This is a genomic window from Leucobacter sp. OLIS6, from assembly GCF_002752355.1.
In the GTDB taxonomy this organism is placed as follows: Bacteria; Actinomycetota; Actinomycetes; order Actinomycetales; family Microbacteriaceae; genus Leucobacter.
This window is the reverse complement of sequence record NZ_MRAV01000009.1, coordinates 1-17,888: the sequence shown is the minus strand read 5'-3', so window position 1 is coordinate 17,888 and position 17,888 is coordinate 1. Positions and strand designations below refer to the sequence as shown.

Annotated in this window: 19 protein-coding genes; 12 read left to right on the top strand and 7 right to left on the bottom strand. The window is 70.3% G+C overall.

Annotation, left to right across the window (positions count from 1 at the left end):
- Positions 1-78: 78 nt before the first annotated feature.
- The gene (locus BMH31_RS05025) at positions 79-627 is read right to left on the bottom strand and encodes a DUF1697 domain-containing protein (RefSeq protein WP_099723785.1); all 549 of its coding nucleotides are present in this window, start codon (positions 625-627) and stop codon (positions 79-81) included.
- 53 nt (positions 628-680) lie between these two features.
- On the opposite strand from BMH31_RS05025, the gene BMH31_RS05020 reads away from it, so the two are divergent.
- Complete coding sequence (locus BMH31_RS05020) at positions 681-2,540, top strand: ABC-F family ATP-binding cassette domain-containing protein (protein ID WP_099723786.1); 1,860 nt, start codon at positions 681-683, stop codon at positions 2,538-2,540.
- A 6-nt stretch (positions 2,541-2,546) separates the two neighbouring features.
- Here BMH31_RS05020 and poxB read toward each other — a convergent pair whose 3' ends face one another.
- Positions 2,547-4,280 carry a ubiquinone-dependent pyruvate dehydrogenase gene (gene poxB / locus BMH31_RS05015; RefSeq protein ID WP_099723787.1) on the bottom strand — a complete coding sequence of 578 codons (1,734 nt, stop codon included), beginning with the start codon at positions 4,278-4,280 and terminating at the stop codon, positions 2,547-2,549.
- 237 nt (positions 4,281-4,517) lie between these two features.
- Here poxB and BMH31_RS05010 point away from each other — a divergent pair, with 237 nt between their 5' ends.
- The 3 genes from BMH31_RS05010 to BMH31_RS05000 all read left to right on the top strand — a co-directional run bounded on the left by BMH31_RS05010 (position 4,518) and on the right by BMH31_RS05000 (position 7,169).
- Positions 4,518-5,861: an APC family permease gene (locus tag BMH31_RS05010; RefSeq protein WP_099723788.1), complete on the top strand. Its 1,344-nt coding sequence runs from the start codon at positions 4,518-4,520 to the stop codon at positions 5,859-5,861.
- Between the two features lie 79 nt (positions 5,862-5,940).
- Positions 5,941-6,579, top strand: a complete 639-nt coding sequence (locus BMH31_RS05005; RefSeq protein ID WP_099723789.1) for an ATP-dependent Clp protease proteolytic subunit — start codon at positions 5,941-5,943, stop codon at positions 6,577-6,579.
- Positions 6,576-7,169, top strand: coding sequence for an ATP-dependent Clp protease proteolytic subunit (locus tag BMH31_RS05000; RefSeq protein ID WP_099723790.1), 594 nt, complete (start codon positions 6,576-6,578; stop codon positions 7,167-7,169). The genes BMH31_RS05005 and BMH31_RS05000 overlap by 4 nt, the downstream gene beginning before the upstream one ends.
- A gap of 73 nt (positions 7,170-7,242) precedes the next feature.
- Here BMH31_RS05000 and BMH31_RS04995 read toward each other — a convergent pair whose 3' ends face one another.
- On the bottom strand, positions 7,243-7,587 hold the full coding sequence (locus tag BMH31_RS04995) for a helix-turn-helix transcriptional regulator (protein WP_099723791.1): 345 nt from the start codon (positions 7,585-7,587) through the stop codon (positions 7,243-7,245).
- Positions 7,588-7,764: 177 nt separating this feature from the next.
- Between BMH31_RS04995 and BMH31_RS04990 the strand changes: the two genes are divergently transcribed.
- Complete coding sequence (locus BMH31_RS04990; protein WP_099723792.1) at positions 7,765-8,313, top strand: type 1 glutamine amidotransferase domain-containing protein; 549 nt, start codon at positions 7,765-7,767, stop codon at positions 8,311-8,313.
- Between the two features lie 94 nt (positions 8,314-8,407).
- Positions 8,408-8,713 (top strand): hypothetical protein, encoded by a 306-nt coding sequence (locus BMH31_RS04985; protein WP_099723793.1) that lies wholly within the window; start codon positions 8,408-8,410, stop codon positions 8,711-8,713.
- A 30-nt stretch (positions 8,714-8,743) separates the two neighbouring features.
- Here the strand turns inward: BMH31_RS04985 and BMH31_RS04980 are convergent, their stop codons facing one another.
- On the bottom strand, positions 8,744-9,310 hold the full coding sequence (locus BMH31_RS04980; RefSeq protein ID WP_099723794.1) for a nitroreductase family protein: 567 nt from the start codon (positions 9,308-9,310) through the stop codon (positions 8,744-8,746).
- Positions 9,311-9,467: 157 nt separating this feature from the next.
- Here BMH31_RS04980 and BMH31_RS04975 point away from each other — a divergent pair, with 157 nt between their 5' ends.
- The gene (locus BMH31_RS04975; protein WP_099723795.1) at positions 9,468-9,959 is read left to right on the top strand and encodes a DNA starvation/stationary phase protection protein; all 492 of its coding nucleotides are present in this window, start codon (positions 9,468-9,470) and stop codon (positions 9,957-9,959) included.
- A gap of 70 nt (positions 9,960-10,029) precedes the next feature.
- On the opposite strand, the gene BMH31_RS04970 is transcribed toward BMH31_RS04975, so the two are convergent.
- Positions 10,030-10,458, bottom strand: a complete 429-nt coding sequence (locus tag BMH31_RS04970) for a hypothetical protein (protein ID WP_099723796.1) — start codon at positions 10,456-10,458, stop codon at positions 10,030-10,032.
- 135 nt (positions 10,459-10,593) lie between these two features.
- On the opposite strand from BMH31_RS04970, the gene BMH31_RS04965 reads away from it, so the two are divergent.
- Positions 10,594-11,358, top strand: coding sequence for an SDR family NAD(P)-dependent oxidoreductase (locus BMH31_RS04965; protein ID WP_099723797.1), 765 nt, complete (start codon positions 10,594-10,596; stop codon positions 11,356-11,358).
- 16 nt (positions 11,359-11,374) lie between these two features.
- Here BMH31_RS04965 and BMH31_RS04960 read toward each other — a convergent pair whose 3' ends face one another.
- The gene (locus BMH31_RS04960; protein ID WP_099723798.1) at positions 11,375-12,109 is read right to left on the bottom strand and encodes a hypothetical protein; all 735 of its coding nucleotides are present in this window, start codon (positions 12,107-12,109) and stop codon (positions 11,375-11,377) included.
- Between the two features lie 9 nt (positions 12,110-12,118).
- Positions 12,119-13,741: a helix-turn-helix domain-containing protein gene (locus tag BMH31_RS04955; RefSeq protein WP_099723799.1), complete on the bottom strand. Its 1,623-nt coding sequence runs from the start codon at positions 13,739-13,741 to the stop codon at positions 12,119-12,121.
- A gap of 86 nt (positions 13,742-13,827) precedes the next feature.
- On the opposite strand from BMH31_RS04955, the gene lysA reads away from it, so the two are divergent.
- Genes lysA through BMH31_RS04935 form a run of 4 tightly spaced genes read left to right on the top strand, consistent with a single transcriptional unit; the run spans position 13,828 to position 17,840 of the window.
- Positions 13,828-15,117: a diaminopimelate decarboxylase gene (gene lysA, locus BMH31_RS04950; protein ID WP_241898141.1), complete on the top strand. Its 1,290-nt coding sequence runs from the start codon at positions 13,828-13,830 to the stop codon at positions 15,115-15,117.
- Positions 15,118-15,167: 50 nt separating this feature from the next.
- Positions 15,168-16,094, top strand: a complete 927-nt coding sequence (locus tag BMH31_RS04945; RefSeq protein WP_099723801.1) for an ABC transporter substrate-binding protein — start codon at positions 15,168-15,170, stop codon at positions 16,092-16,094.
- 8 nt (positions 16,095-16,102) lie between these two features.
- Entirely contained in the window at positions 16,103-17,071 is a 969-nt protein-coding gene (locus tag BMH31_RS04940; RefSeq protein WP_099723802.1) for an amino acid ABC transporter permease, read from the top strand.
- On the top strand, positions 17,064-17,840 hold the full coding sequence (locus BMH31_RS04935; protein WP_099747368.1) for an amino acid ABC transporter ATP-binding protein: 777 nt from the start codon (positions 17,064-17,066) through the stop codon (positions 17,838-17,840). The genes BMH31_RS04940 and BMH31_RS04935 overlap by 8 nt, the downstream gene beginning before the upstream one ends.
- The last annotated feature ends 48 nt before the right edge of the window (positions 17,841-17,888 follow it).

The window sequence follows — 17,888 nt, the reverse complement described above, 5'->3', positions numbered from 1 at the left end:
GTCATCCTGCGCGACGGAGGAGTCGCAGGATCCTGCGACTCGCAAGCTCGCGCAGGATGACGCGGGAAACGCCTCGGCTCAGCCCAGCTTGCGCAGCGTGTTGAGGTTGCGGGTCGTCGTGGAGGTCTTGAAACGGGCCCGGGCGAGGTGCTTCGAGAACGGTGTATCGGTGCTCGAGCCTCGCGGGCATCGCCAGTAGACGACCCCGTCGCCCGGTGCGAACTGCTCCGCGGCGTCGGGAGCGACCTCTGGCGCATCCGCGAGCACCGCGCGGATCGCGTCCTCGTCCGCGCCGAACACGACGTACGCGTGGTGCTCGGCGTCCTGCGCGAAGGGATACGCGTCGATGATGCCGGCGAGACGGTCCAGCGGTACCAGCACGATCCAGGCGTCGTAGCCGAAGCGTTCACCCAGCGCGCGCTCGATCCGCGACTTCAGTTCGGTAGCCTGAGCGCCGCCGGCCGCGGCATCGGCCGGATCCTCGGTATCGAAGCAGACGTTGCCCGACGCGAGCACGGTGCGCACCTCGGCGAAGCCGAGCTCGCGGAACAGCTCCGCCAGCTCGGCGCTGCGCACGGTGATGCCGTTGACGTTCACTCCGCGCAGCAGCGCGACCCATCGAGCCATGCGCTCATCATAGGCGCGGCCGCCCAGGCGGCGCCGCGTAGACTTGCCTGGTTATGGCGCATCTTCTGGGGGCCGAGGCCCTGCACCTCGAGGTTCCGGCCCGAATCATCTTCGACTCCGTCACGATCGGCGTCGCCGAAGGCGACCGCATCGGCATCGTCGGTCGCAACGGCGACGGCAAGTCGAGCCTGCTGATGATGCTCGCGGGTCGCCGCGAGCCCGATTCGGGGCAGGTGACCTCGCGCGGCGGCACCCGCATCGGCGTGCTGGAGCAGTCGGACTCGTTCCCCGAGGGCGAGACCGTCGGCCACGCGATCGTCGGCGAGGCGCCCGAGCATGAGTGGGCCGGTGTCGCCCGGGTGCGCGACGTCATCGCGGGTCTCGTCGGCGATCTGCCGTGGGACGGCCTCGTCGCCGACCTGTCGGGCGGGCAGCAGCGTCGTGTCGCGCTCGCGCGCCTGCTCGCGAGCGACTGGGACATCCTCGCGCTCGACGAGCCCACCAACCACCTCGACGTCGAGGCCATCGCGTGGCTCGCCGGGCACCTGAAGCGCCGCTGGCCGGCGAACCAGGGAGCGCTCATGGTCGTCACGCACGACCGCTGGTTCCTCGACGAGGTCTGCAACACCACGTGGGAGGTGCACGACCGCATCGTCGAACCCTTCGAAGGCGGTTACGCCGCGTACATCCTGCAGCGCGTGGAGCGCGATCGGCAGGCGGCCGTGGTCGAACAGAAGCGGCAGAACCTCGCCCGCAAGGAGCTCGCGTGGTTGCGCCGCGGCGCGCCGGCCCGCACCTCGAAGCCGAAGTTCCGCATCGACGCGGCGAACGAGCTCATCGCCGATGTGCCCGAGATCCGCGACCGCGTCTCGCTGCAGTCGATGGCGGTCGCGCGTCTCGGCAAGGAGGTCGTGAACCTGCTCGACGCCTCGGTCAGCTTCGGCGACGCCGAGACGGGGACCGAGCGCGAGGTGCTGCACGAGGTCGAGTGGCGGCTCGCCCCCGGCGAGCGCACCGGGATCCTGGGCCGTAACGGCGCCGGCAAGTCGACGCTGCTGGGGCTCATCGACGGCACACTCCAGCCGACCTCGGGCACGGTGAAGCGCGGCAAGACCGTGCAGGTCGCCATGCTGACCCAGCGGATCGACGAGCTCGAGGAGCACTGGAACGACCCGGTGCGCGTCGTGATCGACGGCCTGCGCACGAGCTTCACGGTGGGCAGCGGTTCGAAGGCACAGGACCTCACGCCCGGCCAGATGCTCGAGCGCATGGGCTTCACGAACGCGCAGCTCTCAACGCAGGTGAAGGACCTGTCGGGCGGGCAGCAGCGCCGTCTGCAGCTGCTCCTGATCCTGCTCGGCCAGCCGAACGTGCTGATCCTCGACGAGCCGACCAACGACCTCGACACCGACATGCTCGCCGCGCTCGAGGATCTGCTCGACTCGTGGCCGGGCACGCTCATCGTGGTGTCGCACGACCGCTACTTCCTGGAGCGCGTCACCGACCAGCAGTACGCGGTGCTGCACGGACGCCTGCGGCACCTGCCCGGCGGCGTCGACGAATACCTCAAGCTGCGCGCCGCGGAGGCCGCGGGGGCGGGGCCGGGATCCGCGCCCGCTGCGACGACCGGATCCGGCACGGCGTCGACCGCGGGATCCGCGACGCCCATGGCCCCCGCGACGCCCGCGCTCGCGGGCGCGGAGCGTCGCACCGCCGAGAAGGAGCTGCAGTCGATCGAGCGCCGACTCGCGAAGATCGAAAGCGAGGTCGCCGCGGTGCACGCGCGCATGGCCGCGCACGACCAGAGCGATTACGCGGGGCTCGGCGCGATCGGCGACGAGCTGAGCGCCCTCGAGTCCGAGGCCGCCGAGCGCGAGGAGCGCTGGCTGGAGCTCTCCGAGCTGCTGGAGTAGCCCCGCTCAGTCGAACAGTCGGCGGAACAGGTTCGTGTCGGCCAGGTCCATGAGTTCCTCGCCGCGTCCCGACAGGATCGTGCGCAGCGCGTAGAGCGTGAAGCCCTTCGCCTGGGCCGCGCTGATGGTCGGCGGGATCGAGAGCTCCTGGCGTGCGGTGACGACATCGACGAGCGCGGGGCCGTCGTGCGCGAACGCCTCGGCGAGGGCGTCCCCGAGCTCGTCGGGTCGTTCGACGCGGCGACCATGGAACCCCACCGCCCGGGCGACCTCCGCGAAGTCGGGGTTGTCGAGCCCCGTGCCGTAGGTGACGAAACCTGCGGCCTTCATCTCGAGCTCCACGAAGTTCAGCGAGGAGTTGTTGAACACGACGATCTTCACCGGCAGGTGCAGCTGCCGCACGGTGAGCAGCTCACCGAGCAGCATCGCGAGTCCGCCGTCGCCCGCGAGGGCGACGACCTGGCGATCGGGGAACGCCGACTGCGCGCCGATCGAGTGCGGCAGCGCGTTCGCCATCGTGCCGTGGTTGAACGAGCCGATCAGTCGGCGCCGCCCGTTCATCTCGAGATAGCGCGCCGCCCACACGGTCGGTGATCCGACATCGGGGATGAACACGGCATCGTCGCTCGCGAGCTCGCTGACGAGCTTCGCGACGTACTGCGGATGGATCGGGGTGCGGTTGCGGTCGTTCGTGGCGAGCTCGTCGAGTCCCTTGCGCGACTTGGCGTAGTGGGCGGTCGCCGCATCGAGGTGCTTCGAGTCCTTCCGCTCGCGCAGCAGCGGAAGCAGCGCCCGCACGGTGTCGCGCACGCTGCCCACGAGCCCGAGATCGATGGGGGTGCGGCGTCCGAGGTGCTCGCCGCGGATGTCGACCTGGATGATCTTCGCCTTCGACGGGTAGAACTGCCGGTAGGGGAAATCGGTGCCGAGCATGAGGAGGACGTCGGAGTTCTCGATGGCGCGGTAGCCCGAGGCGAAACCGATGAGGCCCGTCATGCCGACGTCGTACGGGTTGTCGTACTCGATGAACTCCTTGCCGCGCAGGGCGTGAACGATCGGAGCCTGCAGTCGTTCCGCGAGCGCGATGAGCTCGGTGTGCGCGCCCTCGACGCCCGCTCCGCCGAGGATCGTCACCCGCTTGGCGTCGTCGAGCAGCTCGGCGGCGCGCTGCAGCTCGTCGTCGGCGGGGCGGACGATGCGCCGCGCCTGGGCGATGGGTGCGGAGCGCCGGGCATCCCTCGCGTCCTTCAGGAAGATCTCTCCGGGGATCACCACGACGGCCACGCCGCGCCGCTCGACGGCGGCGCGCATCGCGATCTCGAGCACGTGGGGGAGCTGCTCGGGGATGCTCACGAGCTCGGTGTAGACGGAGGCCTCGCGGAACAGGTCCTGCGGGTGGGTCTCCTGGAAGTACTCGCTGCCGATCTCGGGCCCCGGGATCTGCGCCGCGATCGCGAGGACCGGCACGCGGCTGCGATTGGCGTCGTAGAGGCCGTTGATCAGGTGGGTGTTGCCCGGCCCGCAGCTTCCGGCGCACACCGTGAGCTCGCCCGTGAGCGCGGCCTCTGCGGCCGCTGCGAATGCGGCGGCTTCTTCGTGCCGCACGTGCTGCCAGGCGACCGTGCCGTCGCGGCGCAGCGCGTCTGTGAAGCCGTTGAGCGAGTCGCCGGGAAGGCCGTAGACGCGCTGCACGCCCGCGTCCTTCAGCGTGGCGACGATGGTGTCTGCGATGGTCGGCATGCGGGTTCCTCCGGTCCGTCGGGTGTCGGGGTGGCGGTATCGCCAGCCTATGGCGAGGGCTCCGGAACGGGAACCGCGATACCGCTGCGGGCCGCGAGGTCCCAGGCGGCGCACATCTGCAGGGGCGGCTGCCCGACGGCGCGCGAGCCGGCGCGGTGCGCCGCGGGGCCGTTGTCAAGCCCGGGTGCCGGTGTCAAGCCCTGGTGCCGCAGGCTGGGCGCCTGCGATCCTGGCGCGATGACGCGCACGAACGATGCGGAGGCTCCGTCCGCCACCCCCGAGGAACCGACCCGGCTGAGACGGGCGATCACGGGTCCGCTGCTGTTCGCCTTCATCCTCGGCGACGTGCTCGGCGCGGGCGTGTACGCGTTGATGGGAGTGCTCGCCGGCAAGGTGGGCGGGCTGCTGTGGGCGCCGCTGCTGCTGGCGCTGCTGCTTGCCCTGCTGACAGCGGGGTCGTACGCCGAGCTCGTCACGAAGTACCCCCGAGCGGGCGGAGCCGCGGTGTTCGCGGAGCGCGCCTTCCGCAGCCCGGTCGTCTCGTTCCTCGTCGGCTTCAGCATGCTGGCCGCCGGGGTGACGAGCGCGGCCGGGCTCGCGATCGCCTTCGCCGGCGACTATCTCGGCACCTTCGTAGACCTGCCGGTGGGGGTCGTCGCCGTCGTCTTCCTGGCGATCCTCGCGGCGCTGAACGCGCGCGGCATCAAGGAATCGCTCACCGCGAACCTCGTGATGACCGCGGTCGAGCTGAGCGGGCTGGTGATCGTGATCGGCGTGGTCGCGATCCTGCTCGCCGGTGGCGGCGGGGACCCGTCGCGGGTGCTCCAGGCGCCGCCCGGCGCTGGGGTCGCGGGCGCGGTGCTCGCCGGTTCGATCATCGCGTTCTACTCGTTCGTCGGCTTCGAGACGTCGGCGAACGTCATCGAGGAGGTCCAGCGTCCGACGCGTACCTACCCGCGCGCGCTGTTCGGCGCGCTGCTCACCGCGGGCGCCGTCTACGTGCTCATCGGTCTCGCGAGCGCGACCGCGGTCCCGCCCGAACGCCTCGCGGACTCGAGCGGGCCCCTGCTCGACGTCGTGCGGGCATCGGGGGTGGGGATCCCGCCCGTCGTCTTCAGCCTGATCGCCCTCGTCGCGGTGGCGAACGGCGCGCTGCTCACGATGATCATGGCGAGCCGCCTGGCCTACGGCATGGCGGAGCAGGGCCTCCTGCCCCCTGCGCTCTCGCGGGTGCTGCCGAAGCGCCGCACGCCCTGGGTCGCGATCCTCGTGACCACGATCGCCGCTGCGCTGCTCACGCTGGTGGGCGACCTCGCGACGCTCGCCGAGACCGTCGTGCTGCTCCTGCTGATCGTGTTCCTGAGCGCGAACGTGTCGGTGCTGGTGCTCCGCCGGGATCGCGTCGAGCACCCGCACTTCCGGGTGTGGACGGTCGTGCCAATCCTCGGCATCGCCTCCTGCGTCCTGCTCATGACGCAGCAGCGCGGCATCGTCTGGCTGTTCGCGGCGGGACTGCTCGCGATCGGGGCGCTGCTGTTCGTCGCGAGCCGATCGCGGATCCGCCATCTGAATCGGCGCTGACGCGGGGACGCCGCTCTCGGCAGCGCTGCCGTGAGCAGGATCCGCCCCGCCGGCGGCCCGTCCGGAGCAGGCTGGCGGCATGAGCGAATCACCGAAACCACCCGTGTTCACCGAGCCGTTCCGGCGCGAACTGTTCGAGCGCCGGATCCTGGTGCTCGACGGCGCCCTCGACGATGACAACGGCATGCTCCTCGCGACGCAGATCGCGGCGCTGTCGGCCGCCGACCCCGTCGCCGACATGGCCCTCTGGATCCATTCGCCGGGCGGGTCCGTTCCGGCCATGCTCGCGATCCGCGACATCATGCGGCTCGTACCGAACGACGTCTCGACCCTCGCGCTCGGCATCGCCTACAGCGCGGGCCAGTTCCTGCTCACCTCGGGCACGAAGGGCAAGCGGTGGGCGCTGCCGCACGCGCGGATCCTCATGCACCAGGGATCGGCGGGGATCGGCGGATCCACCGTCGAGGTCGAGCTGCAGGCCGGCGACCTGCGCCACACGCGCGACACCCTGCTGCGGCTCACGAGCGAGGACACCGGGCAGCCGGTCGAGCGGATCTTCGAAGACTCGCTGCACGACCACTGGTACTCCGCCGAGGAGGCCCGCGACTACGGATTCATCGACGGCATCGTCGAGAGCTTCGGCGAGATCATGCCCCGCGGCGCGGGGGCCGCGGGCCTGGGCTTCGGCGCACCGATCGGGGCGGAGGTCGCGCGATGAGCGGCAGCTACACGATCCCGAGCGTGGTCTCCGAGAGCCCGCGCGGCGACCGGATCATGGACGTCTACTCGCACCTGCTGACCGAGCGGATCATCTATCTGGGAACCCCGATCGACTCGGGCGTCGCGAACGCGATCATCGCGCAGCTGCTGTATCTCGACTCGTCGAGCCCCGGCACCGATATTCAGCTCACGATCAATTGCGAGGGCGGTGATCCCAGCGCCATGCTCGCGATCGCCGACACCGTGCAGTACCTGCGATCCGACGTCACCACGATCTGCGTCGGGCAGGCGATCGGCGTCGGCGCGGTGCTGCTCGCATCCGGCGCCCCGGGGAAGCGGCTGGCGCTGCCGCACGCACGCGTGGTGCTGCACCAGCCCGCGAATCAGGGGCGTCGCGGCACGATCCCGGACCTGATCCTGCAGGCCGACGAGGCGGTGCGGATCCGCGCGGAGCTCGAGGCGGTGCTCGCCGAGCACACCGGACAGCCGGTCGAGCGGCTGCGCACCGACACGGATCACGACCGCGTGTTCACGGCGGCCGAGGCGCGCGACTACGGACTCGTCGACGAGGTGATCGCGCGGCGGTGAAGGAGACGGTGGGGTTTCGACTCGCTCCGCTCGCTCAACCGGCAGCTGGGGCGCTGGGCCGTCGGAAGGGGCCTCAGGCCGCGAGCGCGAATGCGGCTCGGACGGAGGGTCCGGCCGGTGCCGCCTCGGCCGCGCGCAGGTTCGCGTCGCCGCTCAGGTTCTCGGCGACCGATCGCGCGAGGTCGATGAGCGTCGCGTCGAGGGCGCCGGCCACCGCCGCGATCATCTCGCTCGACGGATCCTTGACGCCGCGCTCCATCTCGGAGAGGTACTGGGGCGAGACGCCGGCGTGCTTCGCGGTCTCGCCCAGGGTCTCGCCGCGCTCGTGCCGGAGCCGCCTCAACTCCTCGCCGAGCATGTGGCGCCAGAGCGGCAGCGGTGCGGGGCGGTCGCGGGTCTCAGGTGCGTCGTTGCTCATGCCTGGAGGCTAACCGCGGCGGGCGCGCGGAGTGCGGGGTTCTGCTCTGAGCAGAATTCTGGCCGCTCGACCCGCGTATCACGCTCGGCATCGGGTTGACACCCCCTGGAAGCCCGCGTGACGGGCTGGGAATCTGGACCGGTAGGTGATCGGAAACGGAGCGGAAGGAACGAACAGATGACGGATATCCAGGGGACGAACGTGGCATTCCTGGCGACGGACGGCTTCGAGGACAGCGAGCTGACCGCACCGTGGGACGCGGTCGTTGAGGCGGGCGCGGACGCGCGTCTCGTGTCGCCGAAGAGCGGGTCGATCACCGGAGCGAAGGGGCATGAGCAGCGGGTGGATCTCGGTGTCAACGGTGCCTCGGTCGACGGCTTCGACGCGCTGGTCCTGCCCGGTGGAGTGCAGAACGCGGACCAGCTCCGCATGGACGCCGCCGCGCGCGACTTCGCGCGCGCCTTCTTCGAGCAGCACAAGCCGGTCGGCGTCATCTGCCACGGGGCCTGGATCCTGATCGAGGCGGGCGTGGTCGACGGGCGCACGCTCACGAGCTATCCGAGTCTGCGCACCGACCTCCAGAACGCCGGAGCCAACTGGGTGGACGAGGAGGTCGTGGTCGATCAGGGTCTGGTGTCGAGCCGCACCCCCGACGACCTGCCCGCGTTCTGCGCGAAGCTCGTCGAGGAGATCGGCGAGGGTCCGCATCCGGGGCAGACCGTTTGAGGGGGAGACGATGAACGGACCGGGCGGCGCGGGTGATCCCGCGCAAGATCGGGGAGCGGAGCCGTCCGTCGGTCCGGAACCGGATCCAACGCGGATGGCGAACCAGCCGGCCCTGCGAACGTCGAGCGGGCGCATCTGGCTCGTCATGGGCGGGCTGTTCCTGCTGCTCGCGCTGGTGCCCTTCGGCCTGCTGATCTTCGGCGGAAGCGGAAGATCCCGGGGGCTCGCGACGGTGATCGCGATCACCATCGCTCTGGTCTACGCGATCATGATCGTGATCCGCCTCGCCTCGCCGCCGGGCCCCCGGAGGCTTCGCGGCCTCGCCGGCGGCATGCTCGCTCTCGCAGGGATCGCGCTGATCGGCATCTGGTCCTGCGCGGTCGTCGAAGCCGGGCACTAAAGCCGGGTGCTGAAGCCGGGATCCGACCGGTCAGTCGAGGGTGCCCAGCACCTCGTCGACCCGCAGCGGTTTGCGCGGCTTCTGCTTCCGGTCCTTCTCGGGGATCCCGCCGATGTAGAGCCAGCCGAGCAGGTACTCGTCGGGTGCGAGCTGGTGGGCGCGGTGCACGGGCTCGGTGCGGGTGAGTGTGCCGGTGCGCCAGATCACGCCCCAGCCGGCCTCGTGCAGCAGCAGCGACAGCAGGTGCGCGACGCCCGAGGCGACGGCCTCCTGCTCCCACACGGGCACCTTCCCGCTCGGTCGCGGCTTCACGACGATCGCGAGCACCAGCGGGGCTCGCCTCGCCTTCTTCGCGTACTTCTCGCGAGCCTTCTCGTCACCGCCATCGGCCGCGGCGAGACCCGTCGCGATGACGTCCCGGTCGTCGCCCCGGAGCTCGATCAGGCGCCAGGGGCGCAGCCCCGAGTGATCGGCGACGCTCGACAGCGCGGCCACCAGTTCGGCGAGCTCCGCGGAGCTGGGAGCTTCCTCGGTGACGCTCGAGTGCGAGCGACGATTGCGCACGGCTTCGAGCGCCTCAGCACGTGGTTCTGACACGGTTCCTCCGTCGTTCGGGCGCCTGTCCGGTCCTGATCAGGCAAGCCTTTCCTTGCTTGTGGCGGCGCGAAATCTGAGTAGCGTGGTGGGCAACGGACGGATCCGAACCCCTGGAATCCCGGCCCGTGCACTCGGAGAAGGAAAGGACCCCGATTTCATGACCTCCACCCAGAACCCCACCGTCACCGTCGCCAAGGGCGACCTCGATCGCGCGGCGGGCGTCGAGCGATACCTCGGCCCGGTCGTGCGCGATCTCGTGGCGCTCGCCGTCAACGGCAAGCAGGCCCACTGGCACGTGCGCGGGGCGAACTTCATCGGCGTGCACGAGTTCCTCGACCAGGTCGTCGCCCATGCGCAGGACGGTGCCGACACCGTCGCCGAGCGGATCGTCGCCCTCGGCCTGCCGGTCGACGCCCGCATCGGTTCGGTCGCCGCGCAGACGACGACTCCCGAGCTGAGCGCAGGCTTCCAGCAGTCGGCCGACACGGTCCGCGCGGTCGTGGCGCAGCTCGACGCCGTCATCGCCACGGTCTACGCGGCGGTCAAGGGCCTCGACGACATCGATCCCGTGAGCCAGGACATCGCGATCGCGGTGGCCCAGGAGCTCGACAAGGATCGTTGGTTCCTCTTCTCGCACTACGCGGACTGATCCTGATCGGTGCCCCAGCGGCACCGCGCGGCCTCGGGCCGCGCGAACCATCGGAACGGCGACCGGCGCTTCACAGCGTCGGTCGCCGTTCTGCTGCCGAGGCCCAGACCTCGGCCAGTTCGGCCTCGATCCGGTTCCAGTACTCGCGAACGTTCGGCAGGTCGCGTGCGCCGGTCCACATGAGGAAGTGGCGGCCGCTCATCGGGTCGCCGCGCAGCCACTCGTCGAGCCAGGCGTCGACGGCGCCGGTGAGCGCCGTGCCGCGTGCAGCGGCGGGGGAGATCCGGGTGATGCCGACGCCGCGCGGTGCCGTGACGGGCTCCGCGAGCTCGGCCGGCTCGGCTTCGATGAAGATGTGCCCGTAGCTGTTCTCGGGCAGCGCCGCGCACCATGCGCGGAGGCCGTCGAGATCGTCGCTGCCGCTCGCCCCGAGTACGCAGTCGAGGTAGTTGGGGTCGATGAAGATGAACTCATCGGAGGGCAGCGGATCGAGATTCACGCATTCATCTTAGGTCACCCTGCACATCATCAGATGTTCTTCGGGCGAATGCCCAGTGAGCGCGACCCGACCTGTCGGCGCGCAGGCTCCCGGGGTACGCTCCGAACAGGCCGAGAATCCGGGGGAGGAAGCGTCATGCGGATCGAGAACGGGGTGGCGATCGTCACCGGAGGGGCATCGGGGCTCGGCCTCGCGACGACGCAGCGGCTGCTCGCACAGGGCGCCCGGGTCCTGGTGGTCGACCTGCCCGGTCCCGCGGGGGAGCGGCTCGCCGCGGAGCACGAGGGGCGCGTGCGCTTCGTCCCCGCAGACGTGCGCGACGAGGATCAGGTGCGCGCGGCGGTCGACGCCGCGGCCGGGCTCGGCGCACTCCGGTTCGTCGTCAACTGCGCGGGCGTCGCTGACGCCGCCAAGGTCGTCGGCCGCTCGGGCCCGTTCCCGCTCGACCTCTTCCGAAGGGTCGTCGACATCAACCTGGTCGGCACGTTCAACGTGCTGCGGCTCGCTGCCGAGCGGATGCGCGAGCAGGATCTCGCGGACGGCGAGGAGCGCGGGGTCATCGTCAACACGGCCTCCGTCGCCGCCTTCGAAGGGCAGATCGGGCAGGCGGCGTACGCGGCGTCGAAGGCCGCGATCGTCGGCATGACCCTGCCGATCGCGCGCGAGCTCGCCGAACATCGGATCCGGGTCGTGTCGATCGCACCGGGCGTCTTCGAGACGCCGCTGCTGGCCGGCCTGCCCGAGGAGGTGCGCGCCTCGCTCGGCGCCCAGGTGCCGCACCCCGCCCGGCTCGGACGGCCCGAGGAGTTCGCGCTGCTCGTCACCCAGATCGTCGAGAACCCCATGATCAACGGCGAGACGATCCGGCTCGACGGCGCGATCCGCATGGCCGCGCGCTGAACGCGTTCCGGATCGCCTACTCCTCGATGATCCGGCGCGAGGTCACGTCGGCGATCGGCAGGATCTCGACCTCGCGCTGCTCGGTGAGCACCTTGAGGAACCCCGGCTGCACCTCGAGCACCCACCCCTCGAGCGGGCCGCCGCCGGTCTCGAGCCGCTCCTTCGACACCCACGGGGTGTCGACCAGGACGGCGAGCAGCAGCACGCCGATCACTGCGATTCCGCCGACGCTCCGCATGATGCCGGCGATGATCCGGTGCCCGACGCCGCGAGTCCAGATGAGCCGAGCGGCGACCAGGATCCCGCCGAGGGCGAGTGCGCCGATCCCCACCCACCAGGAGTGGAAGGTGCGGATCCACACATAGGCGATCGTGACGAGCGCTACCGCCGCGAGCACCCGGGCGAGGCTCGGGGGCCCGACGCGGCCGCCGATGGGCCACAGCACGTGCAGCAGCGCGAGCGGGAGCAGGAGCGCGATGAGTGCGCCAGTCAGCTCCGGACGCGCGAACAGCGTGCCGAACGCGATGGGCAGCGCGTCGCCGAAATCGAAGGAATCGGCGACGGCGCCGGCCGTGCCCCAGTTCCACTCCGAGACCGCGAGCAGGCGCAGCAGCAGGAAGAGGGTCGCGATGCCGGCCGTCGTGCCGACCACCGCGCCCGTTTTTGCGGCCGCGCTCGCTGCGGGCGAGCCCGCCTCGGTCCGTGCCTCCGCCGCGCTCGGGTCGGCGGATTCCGTGTCTGATGCGGCCATGGGGGAAGCCTATCCCCGGCGGTCCGTCGCCGAAGTGCGCAACTGCACCCAGAGCGCGAGCATGCGGTCGGCGTCGTCGAGGTCGAGCCCGTACCGGGCGACGGCCTGCCGCACCCGATAGCGCACCGTCTGCTCGTGCAGGTTCAGTCGCGCGGCGACCCGCGGCGCGCTGCCCTGCTCCTCGAGCCAGGCCAGCAGCGTCGTGCGCGCGTCGGCCGCATCGGGTTCGAGCAGCGCGTCGGCGTCCTCCGTCGAGAGCCGGGCACCGCGCAGCGCCGTGCCGCACTCGTGCAGCACGAGCTGCGCCTGCACCTCGCGCGTGGTCGCGACCTCGAGCCCCCGCTCCCGGGCGCACTCCGCCACCAACCGTGCGCGCTCGTGACGCCCGGCGAGGGAACGCCGGAACCGGCGCGGCTCGTCGAGGCCGACCCGGCACTCGGCTCCCGTCAACCGTCGGAGCTCGGGCAGCAACCGCGCGAACGAACGCCCCACCTCCTCGGGCGATCCGCTCGGTACGAGCGCCACCACGACGCCGTCGAGCGCGACGCACACGCTGCCGGGGAAATACACCGAGAGGTGCCGTGCGGCCCCGGTCCGGATCTCGCCGAGCTCGGCATCGCTGGAACGATCGCCGCCGGGCAGCAGCGCCGCGAGGATCACCTGCTGGGTCGGCCTGAAGCCGAGCACCGTCGGATCGTTCTCCTGCGGAGCGCCGTGCAGCGCTCGCCGCAGCGCGGCCTCGCGTGAGCGGGAGTCGCCGTGGTCGAAGCGCCAGGCGTCGACGAGGTAGTCGGCTGCGAGCAGGGCGCCCTGCTCGAGCACCTCCTGCTTCGCCGGCGAAAGCGGGAGGGAGGGGTCCTCGCCATCGGGGTCGATCGCCCAGATGGATCCGAGCGGGATGCTGCCCGCCCGGATCGCGATCGCCGCTCGCGGTGCCTCGGTATCGCTGCGGGGGAATCGCGCGACGCCCTGCGCGGCGAACATCTGGCGGTAGCGCACCTCGTTGATCGACTTGTCGGGCACCCGGCGGTAGAGGATCCCGTTGGCCCGCAGATCGTCGATCGCCTGGTCGGGCATCGCCGAGTAGGCGAGGATGTTGCGCCGGTGATCCTCGATCGCCACCGAGCCGCGGAACACTCCGGCGATGGAGTTGGCGAGCGAGAAGAGCTTGTCGCCCGAGGTCGGGCCGAGCTGCAGGCCCGATCCGTGCTCGCCGAGCAGGCGGCTCACGAGCGCATCGAACTGGCGCCAGTCGACCTGCGGGTGGAGTTCGAAGAGCGGGATCGCGTGGCGTGCGCACGAGGCGGCGAGCGGCGCATCGGCGGGGATCGTGCGCGCCACGATCCCGCTCGCGCGCGAAGCGGAGGCGGCGGTGCAGAGCTCCTCGATGCGTTCGTCGGGCAGCATCGCGTGCGAGGTGAGCAGGAGCAGCTGCCCGGCGGACTGCTGTGCGACGGCGTCGGCATCGAGGAACGCAACGCCTTGCACGGGCGGTGCTGCTTCGCGTTCGGTGGAATCGGCCTGGGCGACCGGTCGCAGCGTCGTGGGACCGAGCTGCGCGAGCAGCTCGGAGAGCGGCAGCCCGCTCGAGAACGGCGATGTCGCGATGATGCTCGAAATCGATGATTCCATGTTCGTACTTTAGCGAATCCGATGATCGAGCCGCGGTTTCGTGCTCCTACATTCATACCGTCACCGAAAACGAAGGAGTGTGGGGCGTGAGTGGTTTCTACGACCGGCGGATGGCGAGGATCTTCCCGAAGTACTCGGAGGTCCGCGTCGACGGAACGCTGGAGATCGGCGGATGCTCCGTCCCCGAGCTGGCCGACGAGCACGGCACCCCGCTCTACGTGATCGACGAGCAGGGGCTGCGCGAGCGCATGCGGGAGTATCGCGATGGCCTCGCCGCACGCTGGCCGAACAGCCAGGTCACCTTCGCCTCCAAATCGCTGCCGGTGCTCGCGGCCTACGGGATCGCCGAGGCCGAGGGGCTCGGCATCGACGTCGCCGGTGCGGGAGAACTGCTGCTCGCGCTCGAGGCGGGCGTCGACCCGAAACTCATCCACCTGCACGGCAACGCCAAGAGCGACGAGGAGCTGCGGCTCGCGCTCGAGGCGGGTATCGGTCTGATCGTCGTCGACGGCGAGGCCGACATCGAACGCCTCGACGGGCTGCTGGACCGACCGCAGGACGTGCTCGTGCGCGTGATCCCCGGGGTGGATCCTCGCACGCACCGCTCAGTCTCGACGGGCGGCACGAAGTCCAAGTTCGGCCTGCCGATCCCGCAGGCGCAGGCGCTCATCGAGCGGCTGCGCGATCACCCCACGATCCGCGTCCGGGGCGTGCACCTGCACATCGGTTCGCAGATCCTCGACCTGGAACCGTTCGCGCGGGCCGTCGAAGCCATCGCAGGGATCGGCGAGTTCGAGATCTACAACCTCGGCGGGGGACTCGGCGCGGAGTATCACGACGGGCAGGAAGCCCCCTCGATCGATGCCTACCTCGATACGCTCATCGAAGTCGCGCGCCGCCTGCTGCCGGCGGAGAGCCGGATCCTGATCGAGCCCGGACGCTCGCTCGTCGCCCGCGCCGGCGTCACCGTGTACCGGGTCAACAATGTGAAGCGCACGGCCGCGACCTTCGTCGCGGTCGACGGCGGGCTCGCCGACCAGATGAACGCCGCGCTGACCGCGACGAAGTTCACGCCCGTCATCGCCGAACGCGCCGACCGGGAGCCCGACACGACCGCGCAGCTCGTCGGCCGGCAGTGCGAGTCGGGCGACCTGCTGGTGGATGCCGCCCGCCTCGCCGGGCCCGAGGCCGGAGACACCGTGGTGCTCGCCGCGACCGGCGCCTACGGCTACACCCTCTCGAACAACTACAACGGCGCCCTCAAGCCCGCGGTCGTGCTCTGCCGGGACGGCGACGCGCGCCTGGCCGTGCGCCGGCAGAGCTACGCCGAGTTCCTGGCCCCGCACCTCTCGGGCGGGCCCGGAGCCTGGGCCTGACCCCCTCCGATATTCATCACGCAACGATTCCCCGAGGAAGAGGAACCACCATGAAGAAGACCATGACCGTCATCGCCGCCGCAGCGGCCGCAGCAGCGATGCTCGGCCTCAGCGCCTGCTCGGCGAGCGAGGCGCCCGCCGATGCGGCGAAGACCGAGAAGCTCACCTCCGGCGTCGACCAGGCCGCCGCGAAGGCGCTGCCCGAATCGATCCGGAAGTCGGGAGTCATCCGCGCAGCCGCCGGGATCCCGTACCCGCCGTTCATCATGATCGAGAACGACCAGCAGGTCGGGCTGGATCCCGACCTCGCGCAGGCGCTCGGCGAGAAGCTCGGTGTGAAGATCCAGATCTCGCACCAGGCGTTCGAGACCGTGATCCCGTCCCTGCAGGCCAAGAAGTTCGACATCATCATGTCCGGCATGAACGACACCGTCGAGCGCGAGAAGACCCTCAATTTCGTCGAGGAACTGCACGCCGGCTTCACGATCGTCGTGAAGAAGGGCAACCCCGCGAAGATCGGCACGCTGCTCGACCTGTGCGGGCACAAGGTCGCCGTGCAGAAGTCGGCGACGCAGGGGCAGATCCTGCGCGACCTCGTCACCGAGTGCACCGCGAAGGGCAAGTCCGGCATCGAGGTGCAGGAACTCCCCACCGCGCAGGATCCCCAGACCGCGCTCAAGGCCGGCCGGGTCGATGCCTACGTGACCGACGCGCCCGTCGCCGCCTACACGGTCGCGACCGCCGGCGACGGCAAGGACTTCGAGGGCGTCGCCGACCCCGAGAACCCGGCGGGCTTCAGCCCCGTCTACACCGGCATCGGCACCCTCAAGAGCAACACCGAGCTGACCGAGGCGCTGCGCCTCGCCATGCAGGCGATCATCGACGAGGGCGTCTACCAGAAGATCCTCGAAAAGCAGCACCTGGGCCACCTCGCCGTCGACCAGGCCATCGTCAACGGCGCCGGCGCGGAAGGCTGAGCCGAGCAATGAGCACCACCGCAACGACGGCCCCGGAGCGCGACAGGAGCTTCGACATCGAAGCCCTGCCGCTCCGGCGGCCCGGCCGCTGGATCTGGGCGATCGTCCTGGTCCTCTTCGCCGCTTGGTTCACCCAGGCGCTCGCGACCAACAAGAACATCGACTACTCGGTCGTCGGCACGTACCTCTTCAAACAGGACATCGTGCTCGGCGTCGGCCTCACGCTGGTCATCACCGCCGTCTCGATGCTGATCTCGACCGTGCTCGCCGTCGTGCTCGCTGCGATGCGGCTCTCGGGAAACCCGGTCATGGTCGTGTTCTCGTCCTTCTACGTCTGGCTGTTCCGCGGCACGCCGCTGCTCGTGCAGATCGTGATCTGGGGCTACTTCGGCCTCATCTTCGAGAAGATCTCGATCGGGATCCCGTTCACCGACGTGGTCTTCTGGCAGCAGGACACCAACACGCTGCTCACCCCGCTCGTCGCGGGCATCATCGCGCTCACGCTCAACGAGGCGGCCTACTCGGCCGAGATCGTCCGCTCCGGCATGCTGTCCGTCGACTCCGGCCAGAGCGAAGCCGCCGCATCGCTCGGCATGAGCCCGCTCGCGACCTTCGTGCGGATCCTGCTCCCGCAGGCGATGCGCGTGATCATCCCGCCGCTCGGCAACGAGCTCATCTCGATGGTCAAGAACACCTCGCTGCTGTCGCTCATCGCGGTCATGGAGGTCTACACCCGGGCGACGCAGATATCGGCGCAGAACCTCAAACAGGTGGAGCTGCTCATCGTCGTGAGTCTCTGGTACCTGCTCATCGTCTCGCTGCTGTCGGTCCCGCAGTACTACCTGGAGCGCCACTTCGGCAGGGGAGTCGAGCGCAACGCGCCGGCCACCCCGCTGCAGAAGGCGAAGGAGTTCACCGGGGCGATCGCCGTGCAGCTGCAGGGCGGCAGGAAGAAGGGAGCGCGGAGCAATGGCTGAGCTCAGCGATCAGGCACTCGTGCAACTGCGCGGAGTGCGCAAGCACTTCGGCCCGCTCGAGGTGCTGAAGGGCATCTCCATGGACGTGCACGCGGGGCAGGTGACCGTGCTGCTCGGGCCGTCCGGCTCGGGCAAATCCACGCTGCTGCGCTGCATCAACCACCTCGAATCGATCGACGGCGGACGCATCACCGTCGACGGCGAGATCGTCGGCTATCGCGAAGCGGGGGACCACCTGCGCGAGATGCACCCCCGCGAGGTCGCGCGCCAGCGCCGATCCATCGGGATGGTGTTCCAGCGCTTCAACCTGTTCCCGCACAAGACCGCGCTCGAGAACATCATCGAGGCGCCAATGGTCGTCTCGCGGCGCGGCAAGGAAGAGGCGATCGCGAACGCGCGGGAGCTGCTGCGCCGCGTCGGCCTCGACGCGTGGGCCGACCACTATCCGTCGCAGCTCTCCGGCGGGCAGCAGCAGCGCGTCGCCATCGCCCGGGCGCTCGCCATGAAACCGAAGCTCATGCTGTTCGACGAGCCGACCTCGGCGCTCGATCCCGAGCTCGTCGGCGACGTGCTCGACGTGATGAAGGAGCTCGCGGCCGAGGGCATGACCATGGTGGTCGTGACCCACGAGATCGGCTTCGCCCGTGAGGTCGCCGACGAGGTCGTGTTCATGGACGGCGGCGTCGTGGTCGAGAGCGGGCCGCCCGCGCGGGTGATCGACGAGCCCGAACACGAGCGCACCCGCGGCTTCATCCGCAGCGTGCTGTAGTCGCGGGTCGGGCGGTGCCGGGGGCCGGGGATGGCGGCGGTGCAACTG